This window comes from Pseudomonas sp. HLS-6 TE3448 (assembly GCF_053629555.1).
The window spans coordinates 75,633-91,922 of the sequence record NZ_JBRJIO010000001.1 but is presented as its reverse complement, the minus strand read 5'-3'; the positions used below and the strand labels follow the sequence as shown (position 1 = coordinate 91,922).

Genomic DNA, 16,290 nt, shown 5'->3' with positions numbered 1-16,290 from the left:
CGGGTTGTTCCGCAATGGTGCGTTGCTACCCCTGTGGTGTTGGTTTGACGCCGCAGATGACGGGCTGTTGCAGTTTGGCGCGGCCCTTGCTTTGGCTTGTTCATCAGGCAATCAACGCAGATTGCTCAATTCACGACAAAGGCGCCGTGTCGCTCCCGCTTGCAACGCAAGCAGGGGCGGCAGGGCGCCTTTTTGTTTTGCCTAAGCAGGAGACCGGGTAATGACCCAGACAACCGTGCGCAGCGTCTGCCCCTATTGCGGCGTCGGCTGCGGCATTGTCATGACCGTGGCCGAAAACCGGGTAATCAAGGTCAGTGGTGACAAACAGCACCCAAGCAATTTCGGGCGGCTCTGCACCAAAGGGCAGACCTGCCATCAGCCGCTGCGCGAGTCGGGACGCATGGAGCAGGCCTTTGTCCGTCACTCGCGTCAGCGCGACCCGGTGCAGACCGCAATTGATCAGGCGATCGACGAGGCGGCCCGGCGCCTGAAGACCCTCCTCATCGAGCATGGCCCGGATGCCCTGGCGTTTTACGTTTCCGGGCAACTGTCGCTGGAGGCCCAGTACTTGATCAACAAGCTGGCCAAAGGCTTCGTGCGCAGCCGGCATATCGAGTCCAACTCGCGGCTGTGCATGGCCAGCGCCAGCAGTGGCTACAAACTCTCGCTGGGCGCGGATGGCCCGCCTGGCAGCTATGAGGACTTCGACCACAGCGAGCTGTTCTTTGTCATTGGCGCCAACATGGCGGACTGTCATCCGATCCTGTTTCTGCGCCTGCTTGACCGGCGCAAGGCCGGCGCCCGGCTGATTGTGGTCGACTCCAGGCGCACCGCGACAGCGGAAAAGGCCGACCTGTTCTTGCAGATCAAACCCGGTACCGACCTGGCACTGCTCAATGGTCTGTTGCACCTGTTGTTGATCAACGGCGCGGTGGATACGGCGTTCGTTGAGCGCTTTACCGAGGGCTGGGAGGCCATGCCGGACTTCCTGCAGGACTATGCGCCGGCGCAGGTGGCGCAGATTACTGGCCTGGCCGAAGCCGATATCCGCAAGGCCGCCGAGTGGATCGGCCAAGCACCCGCGTGGCTCAGCTGCTGGACCATGGGCCTGAACCAGAGTATTCACGGCACCTGGCAGACCAATGCGCTGTGCAACCTGCACCTGGCCACCGGGGCGATCTGCCGCCCCGGCTGCGGACCGTTTTCGCTGACGGGCCAGCCCAATGCCATGGGCGGACGTGAGATGGGCTACATGGGGCCGGGGTTGCCCGGCCAGCGTTCGGCGCTGTCAGAGGCTGACCGTCATTTCGTTGAGGACCTCTGGCAGGTGCCGCGTGGCAGCCTGCGGGCCGATGCCGGAGACGGCACCGTCGCCATGTTCGAGGGCATGGCTGCCGGGCGGATCAAGGCCTGCTGGATCATCTGCAGTAACCCAGTGGCCAGTGTCGCCAACCGTCAGCAGGTGATCGAGGGCCTGCAAACGGCCGAGCTGGTCATCACCCAGGACGCCTTTCTCGATACCGAAACCAATCGCTATGCCGATATCCTCCTGCCGGCAGCGCTCTGGGCTGAAGCCGATGGGGTAATGGTCAACTCCGAGCGCAACCTGACCCTCACGGCGCAGGCCGTCGAGCCACCGGGCGCGAGCCTGGCGGACTGGCAACTCATCGCCCGAGTGGCCTGTGCGATGGGCTATGAGGCCGCGTTCAGCTACACCTGTGCCGAACAGATTTTCGATGAGCTGCGCCAGGCCTGGAACCCCGACACAGGTTACGACCTGCGCGGTATCAGTTACCCCTTGTTGCGCCAGGCGCCACGGCAATGGCCCTGTGCACCCGATCAGGCTGATACACGGCACCCGCAACGCTACCTGAATGACGGTATCAGTCAGCGGCTGCACGAGGACGCCCAAGGCCAGCGGCCGTCACTCGCCTTTGCTACGGCCAGCGGCAAAGCACGCTTTTTTGCCCGGCCCTACCTGCCTCCAGCGGAGCTACCGGACGAAGCTTACCCGCTGGTGCTCAATACCGGGCGGGTACAGCACCATTGGCACACCCTGACCAAGACCGGCAAGGTCAGCGCGTTGAATGCGCTGGAGCCTGGCCCGTACCTGGAGATTCACCCCGAAGATGCACGGCAATTGGGTATCGCTGAGCACGATCAGGTGCAGGTTCGCTCCCGGCGTGGTGAGGCGTTATTGCCGGCGCGCCTGAGTGAGCGGGTACTGCCTGGCAACTGCTTCGCCCCCTTTCACTGGAATGATGTCTATGGCGAGCGTTTGGCGATCAATGCACTGACCAGCGATGCCATCGACCCGGTTTCCCTGCAACCTGCGTTCAAGTACTGCGCCGTGGCCCTCAGCCGGGTTGCCGGTGAACGTATTGCCGCTGTTGAACTGCCGGCCCACACGCTTCAGGAGTCTGCGACCATGCCGATCGAAACCCTCAGCCAACTGCTCGGCCTGAACAACCGCGTTGAACTGGCTTTGGCCGAGGATGAACAACTGTATATGCAGGGTTATGTGCTGGGTCTGCGTAACAGCCCTCAGCAGGGCGTACCGAGCTTGCCGGTCAATGCACCACTGGCGCCGGCGCGGCGTCTGTTGGTGGAAGGGTTGCTGGCGGGGTTGTTTTCGCGCAGTACCTCGGTACAGGCCCCTGCAATCCAGGCCCCGGAGCCTGCCGAAGCCACTAGCCATTGGCTGCTCTGGGCTTCGCAGACCGGCAACGGCCAGGCTCTGGCGCAACACTGTGCGCAGCGTTTGCGGGAGGCCGGTCTGGCTGTTCAGGTGAGCAGCATGGAGCAGGTCAGCCTTGAGCAGGTGAGCAACGCCGCCAGCCTGCTGCTGGTGGCGAGCACGTTTGGCGATGGTGAGGCACCGGATTGCGCCAAGGCCTTTTGGCAGGCCCTGCAGGCTGCGTCTGCCAGCCGCTGCACAGGGCTGCGTTACGCGGTACTGGCCCTGGGAGACTCCAGCTACGCAGAGTTCTGTGGTTTCGGCCGCAAGCTGGACCAGCGTCTGGCGGAGCTTGGCGCTGTGCGCCTGCTGGAGCGGGTCGAGTGCGAGCCGGACTTCGACGAGCCGGCCGAACAGTGGCTGGGCACGCTGGTGACGGCCCTTGGGCAGGCTTCAATTGAGTCGGCACCAGCGGTCACGTCCCCGGCGGCGACAGCGCCAACCTTCAGCAAGCAGCAGCCGTTGCCGGTAAGGGTGGTGGAAAACCGCCTGCTCAATGCGCCCGGTGCCGCCAAGGAAACCCGGCACGTGGTGTTCGATCTTGCGAGCAGCGGCCTGACGTATCAGGCGGGCGACGCGTTGGGCGTCTGGCCGCGCAACTGCCCGGCACTGGTCGAAGAGCTGCTGAGTGCCATGAAACTTGACGGGGAGGCGAGTGTCAGCCTCAAGGGCCAGCCACCCATGCCGTTGCGTAGCGCACTGCGCGATCGACTGGAGATTGCCCGTATCACGCCTGCGCTGCTCGAACAGGTCGCCCGCTGCAGTGCTGAGCCTGAGTTGCAACGCCTGCTGGAGCCGGCGCACAACGCCGCGTTGCAGGACTGGCTATGGGGGCGGCAACTGGTCGATCTGCTGCAGCAGTTTCCCGTAAGCATGCCGCTCGACACCTGGCTGAGCCTGCTCAAACCCCTGCAGCCGCGTTTGTACTCCATCAGTTCAAGCCCGTTGTTGCACCCGCAGCAGGTTCACCTGACGGTTTCGACGGTGCGCTACCGCCAGCGTAAAGGTGTGTGTTCGACCTTCCTCGCTGATCGTGCCGAAGCCGGGCAGGTTGGGATCTTTGTGCAGCCCTCGGCTCATTTCCGCGTACCGAGCGATGATACGGCGCCGCTGATCATGGTCGGGCCGGGGACCGGGATCGCACCGTTCCGGGCGTTTCTCCAGGAGCGTCAGGCGCGCGGCGCCCGAGGGCGCAACTGGCTGCTGTTCGGCGAGCAGCGCGCTGACAGTGATTTTTACTACCGCGACGAGTTGCTGGCCTGGCAACGCGATGGCCACCTGACGCGGCTCGACACGGCGTTCTCCCGTGACCAGGCAGAGAAGGTCTATGTACAGCAGCGCATGCTGGAGCAGGGCGCCGAGCTGTGGCGCTGGCTGGAGGCGGGCGCGTACTTCTATGTCTGTGGCGATGCCGGACGCATGGCGCGGGATGTGGAGGCCGCGCTGCAGCAGGTGGTGGCCGAGCACGGTGGGATGAGCACCGAGCAGGCCGGCGAATATGTTGCGGCGTTAGGCCAGGCCAAACGCTACCGGCGAGATGTGTACTGAAATGCCCCAGAACGGGTAGCACTGCACCAGGATGGCGCCGCGGGAGGCCTAGTGTTTGCGGCGATGCCCTTGAATAGGCGGGGTTTGTGCAGTTGGCACGGTATCTGCTGAAGACACATTACAACGTCCAGGGGTGATCAACGGCGATCCGCCCCACGGACCACGACTATGAACAACCAGGCAAAGGCGCCTGGAGCTTCGGCTCCAGGCGCCTTTTTTTGTGGGTGTTTTTCCGGCCGCCGTGATCGGCCAGTGTGAGGAAACGCTATGAACGCTCAAGCGACCATCGAGCAACGGGAACGTCTGATCATCGTCGGCAACGGCATGGTGGGCCATCATTGCGTCGAACAACTGATCGAGCGCGGCGCCTTGGCCCGCTTCGACCTGCGGGTGTTCGGCGAGGAGCGTCAGCGTGCCTACGACCGCGTGCACCTGTCGGAGTACTTCAGTGGCAGCGATGCTGAAACCCTGGCCTTGGGTGATGCGCAACTGTATGCCGAGCATGGCGTGCGGCTGCACTTGGGGGAGGCGGTCGTCGAGATCGACCGCGAGGCCGGTGAAGTGGTGACGGCGCAGGGCCGCTACCCGTTTGACCGGTTGATCCTGGCCACCGGCTCCTATCCCTTCGTGCCGCCGATCCCCGGGCCGGACGGTGCGGCGCGATTGGTCTATCGAACCTTGGACGACCTGGATGCGATTCGCGCGGCGGCCTATGGCGCACAGCGTGGCGTGGTCATCGGTGGTGGTCTGCTGGGCCTGGAGGCAGCCAACGCCCTCAAATCCCTGGGGCTTGAAGCCCATGTGGTGGAATTCGCACCGCGCCTGATGCCGGTGCAACTGGATACTGAAGGCGGTGCGGCCCTGCGCGCCCAGATTGAGGCGTTGGGTGTCGGTGTACACCTGTCTCGTGCCACCCAGAGCATTGTTGAAGGCAGCGACTTCCGTTACCGGATGAATTTCGATGGCGACCAGTTCCTGGAAACCGACCTGATTGTGTTTTCGGCTGGCATTCGCCCGCAGGACAGCCTGGGCCGTGGCTGCGGTCTGGAAATCGCGCCACGGGGCGGGGTCGTGATCGATGGCGAATGCCGCACCAGCGACCCACGGATTTTTGCCATCGGCGAGTGTGCCTCATGGAACGGCAGCGTCTTCGGCCTGGTGGCCCCGGGTTACAGCATGGCCCGCAACCTGGCGTCAGCCTTGGCGGGTGAGCCATTCGAGGCCTTTGCCGGTGCCGACATGTCGACCAAGCTCAAGCTGTTGGGGGTGGATGTCGGTTCCATTGGCGATGCACACGCGGCGACCCCCGGTGCGCGCAGCTACCGCTTTATCGACGAGGCTGGCAGCGCCTACCGGCGCTTGGTGATCGACGCCGAGGGCAAGCGCGTTCTGGGGGCGGTGCTGGTCGGTGATAACCGTTACTACGACACCCTGTTGCAGTACGTGCAGAATGCTATTGCCCTGCCAGCGGACCCCGCCGGCTTGATCCTGCCATTGGGCAGCGCCACGCCAGCACTGGGTGCAGATGCCTTGCCAGACGCCGCCACCATCTGCTCGTGCCATAACGTCAGCAAGGGCGCGATCTGTGCGGCCATCGACGGGGGGTGTAGCGACCTGGCGCAACTCAAGGGCCAGACCAAGGCCTGCACCGGTTGCGGTGGCTGCGCCGCCTTGCTCAAGCAGGTCTTCGAACATGAGCTGAGCGCCCGCGGTGTGGCGGTGGACAAGAGCCTATGCGAGCACTTTGCCTTCACTCGTCAGGAGCTCTATGCACTGGTGCGGGTCGAGGGCATTACGACGTTCGAAGACCTGCACGCCCGTCATGGTCGTGGCCACCTGGGCTGCGATATCTGCAAGCCGACGGTAGGCTCGATACTCGCATCCTGCTGGAACCAGCCGATCATGGATGCCGCGCTGGTGCCGTTGCAGGACACCAACGACACCTTCATGGCCAACATGCAGAAAAACGGCACGTACTCGGTGGTGCCGCGTATTCCGGGTGGGGAAATCACACCGGACAAGTTGATCGTGATTGGTCAGGTGGCCAAGAAGTACGACCTCTACACCAAGATCACCGGCGGCCAACGCATCGACCTGTTCGGCGCGCAGTTGCATGAGTTACCGGAGATCTGGTCCGAGTTGATCGCCGCTGGCTTTGAGACCGGGCATGCCTATGGCAAATCAACCCGCACGGTGAAGTCCTGCGTCGGCAGCACATGGTGCCGCTACGGCGTGCAGGACAGCGTGGCCATGGCGCTCACCCTGGAGGACCGCTACAAGGGCCTGCGTTCGCCACACAAGCTCAAGTTCGCCGTGTCTGGCTGTACCCGCGAATGCGCCGAGGCGCAAAGCAAGGACATCGGCGTGATTGCCACCGAGAAGGGCTGGAACCTTTATGTCTGCGGTAACGGCGGCATGCGTCCACGGCACGCCGAGCTGTTCGCCACGGACCTGGACGATGCCGGCCTGATTCGCACCATCGACCGCGTATTGATGTTCTACATCCGTACCGCTGACAAACTGCAGCGCACGTCGGTCTGGCGCGAGCGCCTTGAGGGCGGGCTGGATTACCTCAAGGCGGTGATCCTCGACGACAGCCTGGGCTTGGGCGCCGAGCTGGAAGCGCAGATGCAGCAGGTAGTCGATCGCTACGAGTGTGAATGGGCCAATGCCCTGAAAGACCCCGAGAAGCTCAAGCGCTTCCGTACTTTCGTCAATGACCACCGTGCAGATCCGGCGATTCATTTCGTCAAGGAGCGCGGCCAGCGCCGGCCGGTGGGCAAGGCCGAGCTTCACCTGATCCCGACCACTGAAGAGGTGCTGTGATGAACCCGTCGAATCAAGCGGTACGTGTTGACCTGCAAGACTGGCAGGCGGTGTGCAGCCGCCATGACCTGGTACCCAATTCAGGGGTGGTGGCCCGCTTGGGTGACGCCCAGGTGGCCCTGTTCTACTTGCCGGAGGCCGCGCAGGCACTGTATGCCGTGGACAACCATGACCCGCAGTCCGGCGCCAATGTGATCGGACGTGGAATCATTGGCAGCCTCAACGGGCAGCCGGTCGTGGCGGCGCCGTTGTACAAACAGCACTTCAGTCTGCTGGACGGGCGCTGTCTGGAAGACCCGCAGCAGGTACTGCGGGTATGGGCTGTGCGCTTCAATGGCGACTGCGTCGAGGTGGCTGCCCCTTAGCACACGTCGGCCACGGCGGCTTTTGAGCGGGCGGTGGTGGCTGTTCAAAGCAGTCGCCGCCTGCGCGGCAGGCCGTTACACTGCCTGGCATGAACCTCGACACCCGTATCAAATACCGCCATCTGCTGTGCTTTCTCGAAATCGCCCGGCAGGGCAGTTTCGCCAAGGCTGCCGATGTCCTGGCAATCAGTCAGCCTGCGACCTCCAAAACCCTCAAGGAACTGGAGGACTTGCTGCAGGCGCGCTTGTTCGAGCGAGGCAAGCAGGGCGTTGAACTGACCCCGGCCGGGTTTCGCTTCATGCGTTATGCAGGCCCTAGCGTGCAGGCCTTGCGTGAGGGCGTGAGCAGCGTGCGCGGTGAGGAGCACGCACCGCCGCAGGTGCGGGTCGGGGTGCTGTCCACGGTCGAAAGCCTGTTGATGCCCGAGGCGCTCTGCCGTTTGCACCAGCGTCATGAGGCGTTGGTGGTCAGTGTCGCCACCGGCCCCGGTGCCTACCTCTTGGCGCAGTTGCATGTCGGCGAGCTGGACCTGGTCATTGGCCGAATGACCGACAGCCCGCAAATCCAGGGCCTGATCTTCGAGCACCTGTACAGCGAGTCGATGGCCCTGGTGGTGCGTCCGGGCCATCCGTTGTTGCAGCGTCAACCGTTGGAGCGCAACCGTGTCGGCGACTACCCCTTGGTGTTACCGTTGGCCGGGACCACCATCCGCAAACATGCCGACAGTTTGTTCGTGCAGTGCGCGATCGAGCCGTCGTTGCAACGCCTGGAAACCCTTTCCCCGGCCTTGAGCCGCCGGTATGTATTGGGCAGTGATGCGGTCTGGGTCGCGCCACGCGATGCCGTACGGGTCGATCTTGATGCGGGTGAGCTGTGCGAACTGGACCTGGGCGTGCGTGAGCCGGGCGGTTCGGTCGGTATTTGCAGCAATGCCGCCTTGCCCCCGTCACTGCCTGCACAGTGGTTGTGCGAGGTGCTGCGCGAGGTTGCCGGAGCGTATCGCGCTGAGCGATAGCGGCCATTGGCCGTTATCTGGATGAAGAAGGTTTTATCTGTCTGAACTTATCCCCGTTTTCTCGCTCTCATGCCGGTAGCCATTGGTCGTGGCGGCCTGATAAGCTCGCGGCTTTACTCGATTGCCCTATTGGCGCATGAACAAGGAAATAGCATGAAACAGCATCGGTTGGCGGCTGCGGTTGCCCTGGTTGGCCTGGTACTGGCGGGTTGCGATTCGCAGACCAGCGTCGAGCTGAAAACTCCGGCACAGAAAGCCTCCTACGGTATTGGCCTGAACATGGGCAAGAGCCTGGCTCAGGAAGGCATGGACGACCTCGACTCCAAGGCGGTCGCCCAAGGCATCGAAGATGCTGTCGGCAAGAAAGAGCAGAAAATCAAGGACGAGGAACTGGTCGAAGCCTTCGCCGCACTGCAGAAGCGTGCCGAAGAACGTCTGGTCAAGATGAGCGAAGAGTCGGCCGCTGCCGGCAAGAAGTTCCTCGAAGAAAACGGCAAGAAGGCGGGTGTTGTCACCACCGCTTCCGGCCTGCAATACGAAGTCGTGAAGAAGGCCGATGGCGCTCAGCCCAAGCCGACCGACGTGGTCACTGTTCATTACGAAGGCAAGCTGATCGACGGCAAGGTCTTCGACAGCTCGGTTGAGCGTGGCAGCCCGATTGACCTGCCGGTCAGCGGCGTGATCCCGGGTTGGGTCGAAGGCCTGCAACTGATGCACGTTGGCGAGAAGTACAAGCTGTACATCCCGTCCGATCTGGCATACGGCGCACAGAGCCCAAGCCCGATGATTCCGGCCAACTCCGTGCTGGTATTCGAGCTGGAACTGCTGGGCATCAAGGATCAGCCGAAGCCAGAAGCCGAAGCTGACGCCAAGTAAGTTTACGCCTGTACTGACAACGCCCCGTACTCACGGGGCGTTGTCGTTTCTGGGGCAGGGCGACATTTCCCTGTACCATCAGGCCCATGCAGGGCGAGGTCTGAATCGCCCAACCTGTTGACGCTGCAGCCGAACGATTGCGTATTTAAACAGGTGTGTAAAAAACGCCCGATTTGAGTAAGGCCCTTGTGCTACGGGCACCCTGAGCCTCAAAAGCGGGTCTGTTCACAAGGTTATCCACAATAATTGTGGATAACCTTCCCTGAGGTATTGCTTGGAGGCTCCATGAAAGCTCCGTGGAATTTCACTCGTTTTCTGCCTTTGGCCGAGCGTTTGCTCAGCCGTGGGCGGCTCCCTGCGCTGATTTTTGCCGTGGCCCGCAAAGGGCCGCAGCTGGGCAAGCTGAAAGATGATGTACGCCTGTTGCAGGCGCTGTGCCTGGCCTGGTGGCGCGGCGAGTACCGGGCAATCAGCCCCAAGGCCATGGTCACGGTAGTGGCGGGCCTGTTGTACTTTGTCAGCCCTTTGGATGCCATTCCAGACTGGTTGCTGGGGGTGGGCTTGCTCGATGACATCGCGGTGCTGGCCTGGGTGCTCAAGGCGGTGGGCGATGAAATGGCGGCTTTTCGTGCCTGGCGTGATCGGCAGGCTCCGGAGAAGCTGCGCGTTGTAGAACGTTTGCCTGATTCGCCTGAGGCATTGTCCCTGGAGCATAAAAAAAGCTGACGCCGCACGCTTCCGTTGGCTGGTAATATAATTGGCATAAGGATTATGCCTACCGATTACATGCGAGTTGTCCTACGAGGGGGTTGTAATGGGTATTCAGGTCATCAGCCGGGACGGCCAACCGGAATATGCGGTCGTACCCTGGGAGCACTACCAGGCCCTGCTCAAGGCCGCCGGTCAGCCTGCGGTTGATTCAAGCGGCCAGCAGGTCACCTGCGAGCCGGTTGTCGAGTCGGCACCGGCCCGTGTTCCGAGCTTGAGTGAGTTGGCTCAGTTGCGTCAGGCCAAGGGCCTGGCCCCGGAGCAACTGGCACGAACCGTGGGTATCAGCCCGGCCTACCTGGGCATGATTGAGCGTGGCGAGCGCCAGCCCGATGCCGCCATTCGCCGTAGCCTGGCGTGGGAGCTTGGTGTGCCTGGCTGGAGTGATCCATCGTGAGCAGCGTGCGGATCAGCCGCCAGCAGTGGGAAAGCCTGCTGGGCGAGCTGGACGTCGCGCGTCGGCAGCGCCATCTACTGACCTATCGCGCCTTGCTTGAGCGCCTGCAACTGCCGAGCCCGGCCATGCAGACCCTCACCGCAGCGCTGGAGTACCTGGCCGTGCTGGATGCTCGTGCCGAGCAGCCGCTGCGCAGTTCGCTGGTGATCAGCCAAGGCGCCAGTCGCTTGCCACGCACCGGCTTTTTCGAGTGTGTCGAACGCCTGGGGCGTTTTTCCGGGCCGTCCGATGGCATGGCTGCTGCGTCCTGGCATGCGTCAGAAGTGGTTCGGGTGTTCGAGTACAGTTACCCGGCCGAGGCTGAGGCCTGAGCCAGTTCGGCGGTTTCGATCACGTAGAGGCTGTAGCCTTTGATGTCCTTGGCATAGTGCTTGGCCTTGGAGGCCAACTCTGCCAGTTGCCCGGCATTGAGCTGCATGCCCGCTTGTGCGTGTAGCTTTACCACGCCGATGGACAGCGACAACAGTTCAAAGGCCTGATGCTGCCCTTGACGGTCATGGCCCACGAAACATCCCGCCTCCAGGTGTTCGGCGCGGTAGAAGCGTCGGCACTGTTTCTGAAAGTCTTCCAGTAGTTGCTTCAAACGTGTGTGCCAGTCACTGGCACTGAGCACCAGCATGAAGTCATCGCCGCCAATATGCCCGACGAAGTCGCGGCTGGGGTCTACCCGTTCACTCAGGCACTGCGCCAGGCACAGCAGAACCTCATCACCACGGGCATAGCCGTAGATGTCATTGAACGGCTTGAAGTTATCGATATCCACGTAGCAGATGGCTGCCTCACGTTGCTGCTGCAGCAGGTGCGTCAGGCATTGCTGGATCGGCACGTTGCCCGGCAGCAAGGTCAGGGGGTTGGCGTAGCGGGCCTGCTGGATTTTTTGCTCGGTGATCAACTTGAGCACGTCGATGACCCGCCCCAGGCCCAGGTACTGCCCGTTCTGGGTGATGATGAAGTCTTCCTCGATGCGTTGGCGTGCCCGGCTGGTCAGCAGTCGGCTGACCTGCTGCAGAGACTGGCTAAGCTCCACGGCAAGAAAGTCCTCGCTCATTAGCCGGCTGATTGGCTTGCGTGCGAACAGGTCGGTCGCGAAGGGCTTGAGCAGGGCGTCGGAGAACGCATGCCGGTGAACGATGCCGCAGGGGCGCTGGTTGGCATCCAGCACGGCCAGAGAGTTCAGGTTGGCCTGGCGGCGGAACGATTCCAGTACCAGTGCGGTAGGGGTATCGCCCATCACCGCCGGCTGGTCGATCAACAGCGCCTCAAGGTCGCTACTTTCCTCGTTGAGGGTTTGACTGACGTTCGTCTGGCTTGGCAGCACGTTCTGGATACTGCGCGGCGGCTGTTCCTGAGGGCGGCCCAGCAGGTAGCCCTGAACCAGGTCCACCCCCATTTCGGTGAGCACTCTGAGCTCTTCGGCCAACTCGATGCCTTCGGCAATCACTTGCGCCCGCGAGGCTTTGGCAATTTGCAGGATAGAACCGACGAACTCTCGTTTGACCGCGTCCAGGTGAATGCCATCGATAAAGTGGCGGTCGATCTTCACGTAGTCCGGACGCAGTTCCGACCACAACCGCAGGCTCGAGTAACCGGCACCGAGGTCGTCCAGGGCGATGGAAAAACCCATGTCGCGGTAGTGGTGCAGGGCATTGAACAACAGTTGGAAATCATCGGTGGGGGTCTGTTCAGTCAACTCAATGACCACCCGGCTTGGTGACAGGCCCATGTCTTCCAGCATTTTCAGGGTGCGCCCCGACTGATACTGCGGCTCCAGCAACGACTCCGGCGAGACGTTGAGGAACAGCTTGCCCTCCAGTTTTTGCTGGCTGAAGCGACGACAGGCACTTTCTCGGCAGGCCACTTCCAGCTCAGTCAGCCGACCCGCCTGACGGGCCACCGCGAACAGGTTGATGGGGGAGTGCAGCGGGCTGTTGGAAGGGCCGCGGCTTAAGGCTTCATAACCGAGAATACGCCGTTCTGATAGGCAGACGATGGGTTGGAACAGGCTGTGCAAGCCGCTTTGAGCCAGGATGGAGCTCAGCGCGCTAAGCTGTTCGGTCACGGTCATGTCAGGCGTTCCTTACGAAAAAAGGGCTGCGTACCCGTGGTACGCAGCCCCTTATTTCACGACAGATAAATGACTGTTTAATGACGCGCCAGCGTCCAGCCATATTATTTTGCCATTAGTGCTTCAATGCTTGGCCACCGCTGAGTTCAGGCTCAGGTAATCCAACAGGATGCGCCCGGTTTCAGCCAGGTAGGCGTCATCCTCGGGTTTGGTGTCATCCGGCTCGGCCGGCAGAGCATCCTCGTCTTCTTTTTTCAGTTCCTTGAGCGGTTCCTCGCCCTTGGCTTTACGCCGGGTGTTCTCCAGCGCCAGTTGTTTGCCCTCGATCGTGGCGTGTCGGGCACGACGTTCGGTTTCGTTCAGGCTCACGGATTTTTCATTCATCAGCTTTTGGGTCAGGGCCAGGCGATCGCGGATGTAGACGAACTCTGGATCCTTGGCGCTGCGCTCGTCATGACGTGCCTTGAGCTGAGCCAGGAACGGCTTGAACGGATCGCTTGCAGGCTTGATCGCCGGGCGAATGGTGTCCCATGGCATCGCCTCGGGCAGGGCGCTCTCGCCGATTTCCTTGGTGTCGATCACCGACGGGTAGTCGATGTCTGGCAGTACGCCCTGATGCTGTGTGCTCTGGCCAGAAACACGGTAGAACTTGGCCAGGGTCAGCTTCAGTTCGCCATGGTTCAACGGCTGAATGGTCTGCACCGTGCCTTTACCGAAGGTCTGGCCACCGATGATCAGTGCGCGGTGGTAGTCCTGCATGGCACCAGCGAAAATTTCCGAAGCAGAAGCCGACAGGCGGTTGACCAGCAAGGCCATCGGGCCTTTGTAGAAGGCACCGTTGTTTTCGTCCTCAAGCACATCGACTCGACCATCGCTGTTGCGCACCAACACGGTCGGGCCGTTGTCGATGAACAGGCTGGTCAATTCGGTGGCTTCCTGCAGGGAACCGCCGCCGTTATTGCGCAGGTCGATGACCACGCCGTCGACTTTTTCCTTCTGCAGCTCGGTCAGCAGCTTTTTCACGTCACGGGTGGTGCTCTTGTACTCTGGATCGCCGGCGCGGAAGGCTTTGAAGTCCAGGTAGAAGGCCGGGATCTCGATGATGCCCAGCTTGTAGTCACGGCCATCCTGCTTGAGCTTGAGCACCGATTTTTTCGCGGCCTGCTCTTCCAGCTTCACCGCTTCACGGGTGATGGAGACGATCTTGCTGGTCTGGTCGTTAGGCGCATTGCTGGCTGGAATCACTTCCAGGCGCACCACCGAGCCTTTCGGGCCGCGGATCAGCTTGACCACTTCGTCCAGGCGCCAGCCGATCACGTCGACCATTTCCTTGTCGCCCTGGGCCACGCCGACGATCTTGTCGGCTGGCGCGACTTGCTTGGTCTTGGCGGCAGGGCCAGCCGGCACCAAGCGGACGATCTTGACCTGATCGTTGTCGCTTTGCAGGACTGCGCCGATACCTTCGAGCGACAGGCTCATGTTGATATCGAAGTTTTCTGCGTTGTCGGGCGACAAATAGTTGGTGTGCGGGTCGTAGGACTGGGCGAATGTGTTGATGTAGGCCTGGAAAATATCCTCGGCACGGGTCTGGTCCAGGCGCGACAGCTGGTTCTTGTAGCGCTTGGTCAACAGTTCCTGAATGGCCTTGGGTTCCTTGCCGGCGATCTTCAGGCGCAACACTTCGTCCTTCAGGCGCTTGCGCCAGAGGTCATCAAGCTCGGCTTCGTTTTTCAGCCACGGGGCGTCCTTGCGGTCGACCAGCAAGGTTTCCTGGGTGTTGAAATCGATGCTGTCGACGCCCTTGTCCAATTGCGCGAGGGTGAAGTCCAGGCGCGATTTGACGCGGTCCAGATAGCGCTTGTAGATCGTGAAACCAGGATCGAGATTGCCACTTTTGAGGAAGTCATCGAACTGAGTCTTCCACTTGTCGAATTCGGCGATATCACTGGCCAGGAAATAGCTGCGCGCCGGGTCGAGCAGCTTCAGGTAGCTATCGTAGATGATGAGCGAGCGAGCGTCATTGAGCGGCGGTTTGCTGTAGTGATGGCGCTTGAGCAACTCGACCACGTTCAGGCTGGCGACCACTTCGTCACGGTCGGGTTGCAGTTTGTCCCAACTGTTGGCGGCATAAGCATTGCCCACCAGCGGTAGGCTGCCAAGGCCGATCAACAATGCGAGGGCGGTACTGGGCAGAAAATGCTTCATGCTGATTCGACGTAAGGGCAATTGATCACGCATATTAGGCCGTCTTTGAATTCGCCGGTTCCATAAAAACCGGACGCATACTGCAAAAAGCCCGACGCATTTGCACTCGGGCTCGTGATAACACAACTATGGAGGCACTGTGAAGGCATTGCAAGGCGTTGACGGACATGTGGAGTGGGTTACGACGACAAGTCCAACCTGCGATGTAGGTCAAGTACGAATCCGTGTTGCGGCTGCGGGCCTCAATCGGGCCGATCTACTGCAAAAAGCCGGGCTTTATCCGCCACCTCCGGGCGCGAGCGAGTACCTGGGCCTGGAATGTTCCGGGGTGATCGTCGAAGTCGGCCCTGGCGCGTCCTGGCAGGTCGGTGATCGGGTCTGCGCGTTATTGTCCGGTGGCGGCATGGCCGAAGAAGTGGTGGTCGATGCCCGCCACGTGCTCCCCGTGCCCGAAGGCCTGAGCCTGCACGAAGCGGCAGCGATCCCTGAAGTGTATGCCACTGCCTGGCTCAACCTGTTCCAGCTGGGGGCGCTCAAGCCGGGCGAGAAGGTGCTGTTGCACGCGGGCGCCAGTGGTGTCGGCTCGGCGGCAATCCAGCTGTGCAAGGCGTTTGGTAGCCCATGCTGGGTCAGCGTGGGCTCAGCCGATCGGCTGGCTTACTGCCAGGGCCTCGGCGCCACGGGCGGTGTAGTGCGTGGTGACGACCTGGAAAGCCTGAACGATTTCGCTCCGTTTGACGTGATTCTCGATCCGGTCGGGGCCAATTACGCGGCGTTGAACCTCAAGTTGCTGGCGCGTGATGGGCGTTGGGTGATCATTGGCCTGATGGGCGGTCGCAAAGCCGAGCTGGACCTGGCCCAGGTGCTGGCCAAGCGCGTGCAGGTGACCGGTTCGACGTTGCGTAACCGTGATGATCAGTTCAAGGCCGACCTGCTCAGTGATCTGAGCCAGCAGGTGTGGCCGTTGTTCACTGAAGGGCGGCTCAAGCCGCAATTGGTCGGTCGTTACCCGATCAAGGATGCCGAGGCTGCCTTTGCCGAACTGGCGGGTAACCAGGTGTCGGGCAAGCTGGTGCTGGTGATTGACGAAAGCCTTGTGTAATTCGTTGCGCAAGGAAACGGCATAGCCTGGTATCAGGCCCGACATCGCGAATGGATATGCCTGCTTGCATCAGCGGCGATACAGGTTTGTGATTTGTGGCACTTGTCTCGCGGACATATCCATTCCCGGCAGCGGCACCACCGGCTGGTTTCGCCTTTTACGGCGACCCACTTTTGCCCCGACAAAAGTGACACGCCGTAAAGGCGGAACGGGGCATCGGGCCCAACATCGCGAATGGATATGCCTGCCGTCATCAGGGGCGACGCATGTTTGTGGCTATTGGCACTCACTTCGTGAACATACCCATTCATTGATGTGGTTGATT

10 protein-coding genes and 2 pseudogenes are annotated in these 16,290 nt (G+C 61.6%); 10 read left to right on the top strand and 2 right to left on the bottom strand.

Annotation, left to right across the window (positions count from 1 at the left end; translation table 11 throughout):
• The first annotated feature begins 220 nt into the window (after positions 1-220).
• The 9 genes and pseudogenes from AB7M23_RS00400 (at position 221) to AB7M23_RS00360 (ending at position 10,904) form a co-directional block, all read left to right on the top strand.
• Positions 221-4,285 (top strand): sulfite reductase subunit alpha, encoded by a 4,065-nt coding sequence (locus AB7M23_RS00400; RefSeq protein ID WP_454240019.1) that lies wholly within the window; start codon positions 221-223, stop codon positions 4,283-4,285.
• 267 nt (positions 4,286-4,552) lie between these two features.
• Entirely contained in the window at positions 4,553-7,111 is a 2,559-nt protein-coding gene (gene nirB, locus AB7M23_RS00395; RefSeq protein ID WP_454240018.1) for a nitrite reductase large subunit NirB, read from the top strand.
• Complete coding sequence (gene nirD / locus AB7M23_RS00390; protein WP_099775538.1) at positions 7,111-7,476, top strand: nitrite reductase small subunit NirD; 366 nt, start codon at positions 7,111-7,113, stop codon at positions 7,474-7,476. Before nirB ends, nirD begins: the two co-directional genes overlap by 1 nt.
• 89 nt (positions 7,477-7,565) lie before the next feature.
• Positions 7,566-8,492: a pca operon transcription factor PcaQ gene (pcaQ, locus tag AB7M23_RS00385; protein WP_330522860.1), complete on the top strand. Its 927-nt coding sequence runs from the start codon at positions 7,566-7,568 to the stop codon at positions 8,490-8,492.
• Between the two features lie 153 nt (positions 8,493-8,645).
• Positions 8,646-9,368: an FKBP-type peptidyl-prolyl cis-trans isomerase gene (locus AB7M23_RS00380; RefSeq protein WP_065761451.1), complete on the top strand. Its 723-nt coding sequence runs from the start codon at positions 8,646-8,648 to the stop codon at positions 9,366-9,368.
• A gap of 285 nt (positions 9,369-9,653) precedes the next feature.
• Complete coding sequence (locus AB7M23_RS00375; RefSeq protein WP_065761452.1) at positions 9,654-10,094, top strand: YkvA family protein; 441 nt, start codon at positions 9,654-9,656, stop codon at positions 10,092-10,094.
• Between the two features lie 88 nt (positions 10,095-10,182).
• A pseudogene (locus tag AB7M23_RS00370) lies at positions 10,183-10,275 on the top strand (transcriptional regulator); the annotation flags it as partial.
• 69 nt (positions 10,276-10,344) lie between these two features.
• Positions 10,345-10,533: pseudogene (locus AB7M23_RS00365) on the top strand (helix-turn-helix domain-containing protein); the annotation flags it as partial.
• Positions 10,530-10,904 carry a hypothetical protein gene (locus tag AB7M23_RS00360; RefSeq protein WP_065761454.1) on the top strand — a complete coding sequence of 125 codons (375 nt, stop codon included), beginning with the start codon at positions 10,530-10,532 and terminating at the stop codon, positions 10,902-10,904. The pseudogene AB7M23_RS00365 and the gene AB7M23_RS00360, both read left to right, overlap by 4 nt.
• Here the strand turns inward: AB7M23_RS00360 and AB7M23_RS00355 are convergent.
• The gene (locus tag AB7M23_RS00355) at positions 10,880-12,658 is read right to left on the bottom strand and encodes a bifunctional diguanylate cyclase/phosphodiesterase (protein ID WP_454240017.1); all 1,779 of its coding nucleotides are present in this window, start codon (positions 12,656-12,658) and stop codon (positions 10,880-10,882) included. The two genes, AB7M23_RS00360 and AB7M23_RS00355, sit on opposite strands and share 25 nt — an antisense overlap.
• Before the next feature lie 123 nt (positions 12,659-12,781).
• The gene (locus AB7M23_RS00350) at positions 12,782-14,863 is read right to left on the bottom strand and encodes a carboxy terminal-processing peptidase (RefSeq protein WP_454240016.1); all 2,082 of its coding nucleotides are present in this window, start codon (positions 14,861-14,863) and stop codon (positions 12,782-12,784) included.
• Positions 14,864-15,002: 139 nt separating this feature from the next.
• Between AB7M23_RS00350 and AB7M23_RS00345 the strand changes: the two genes are divergently transcribed.
• Positions 15,003-15,965, top strand: a complete 963-nt coding sequence (locus AB7M23_RS00345) for an NAD(P)H-quinone oxidoreductase (protein WP_102053509.1) — start codon at positions 15,003-15,005, stop codon at positions 15,963-15,965.
• Positions 15,966-16,290 lie beyond the last annotated feature (325 nt).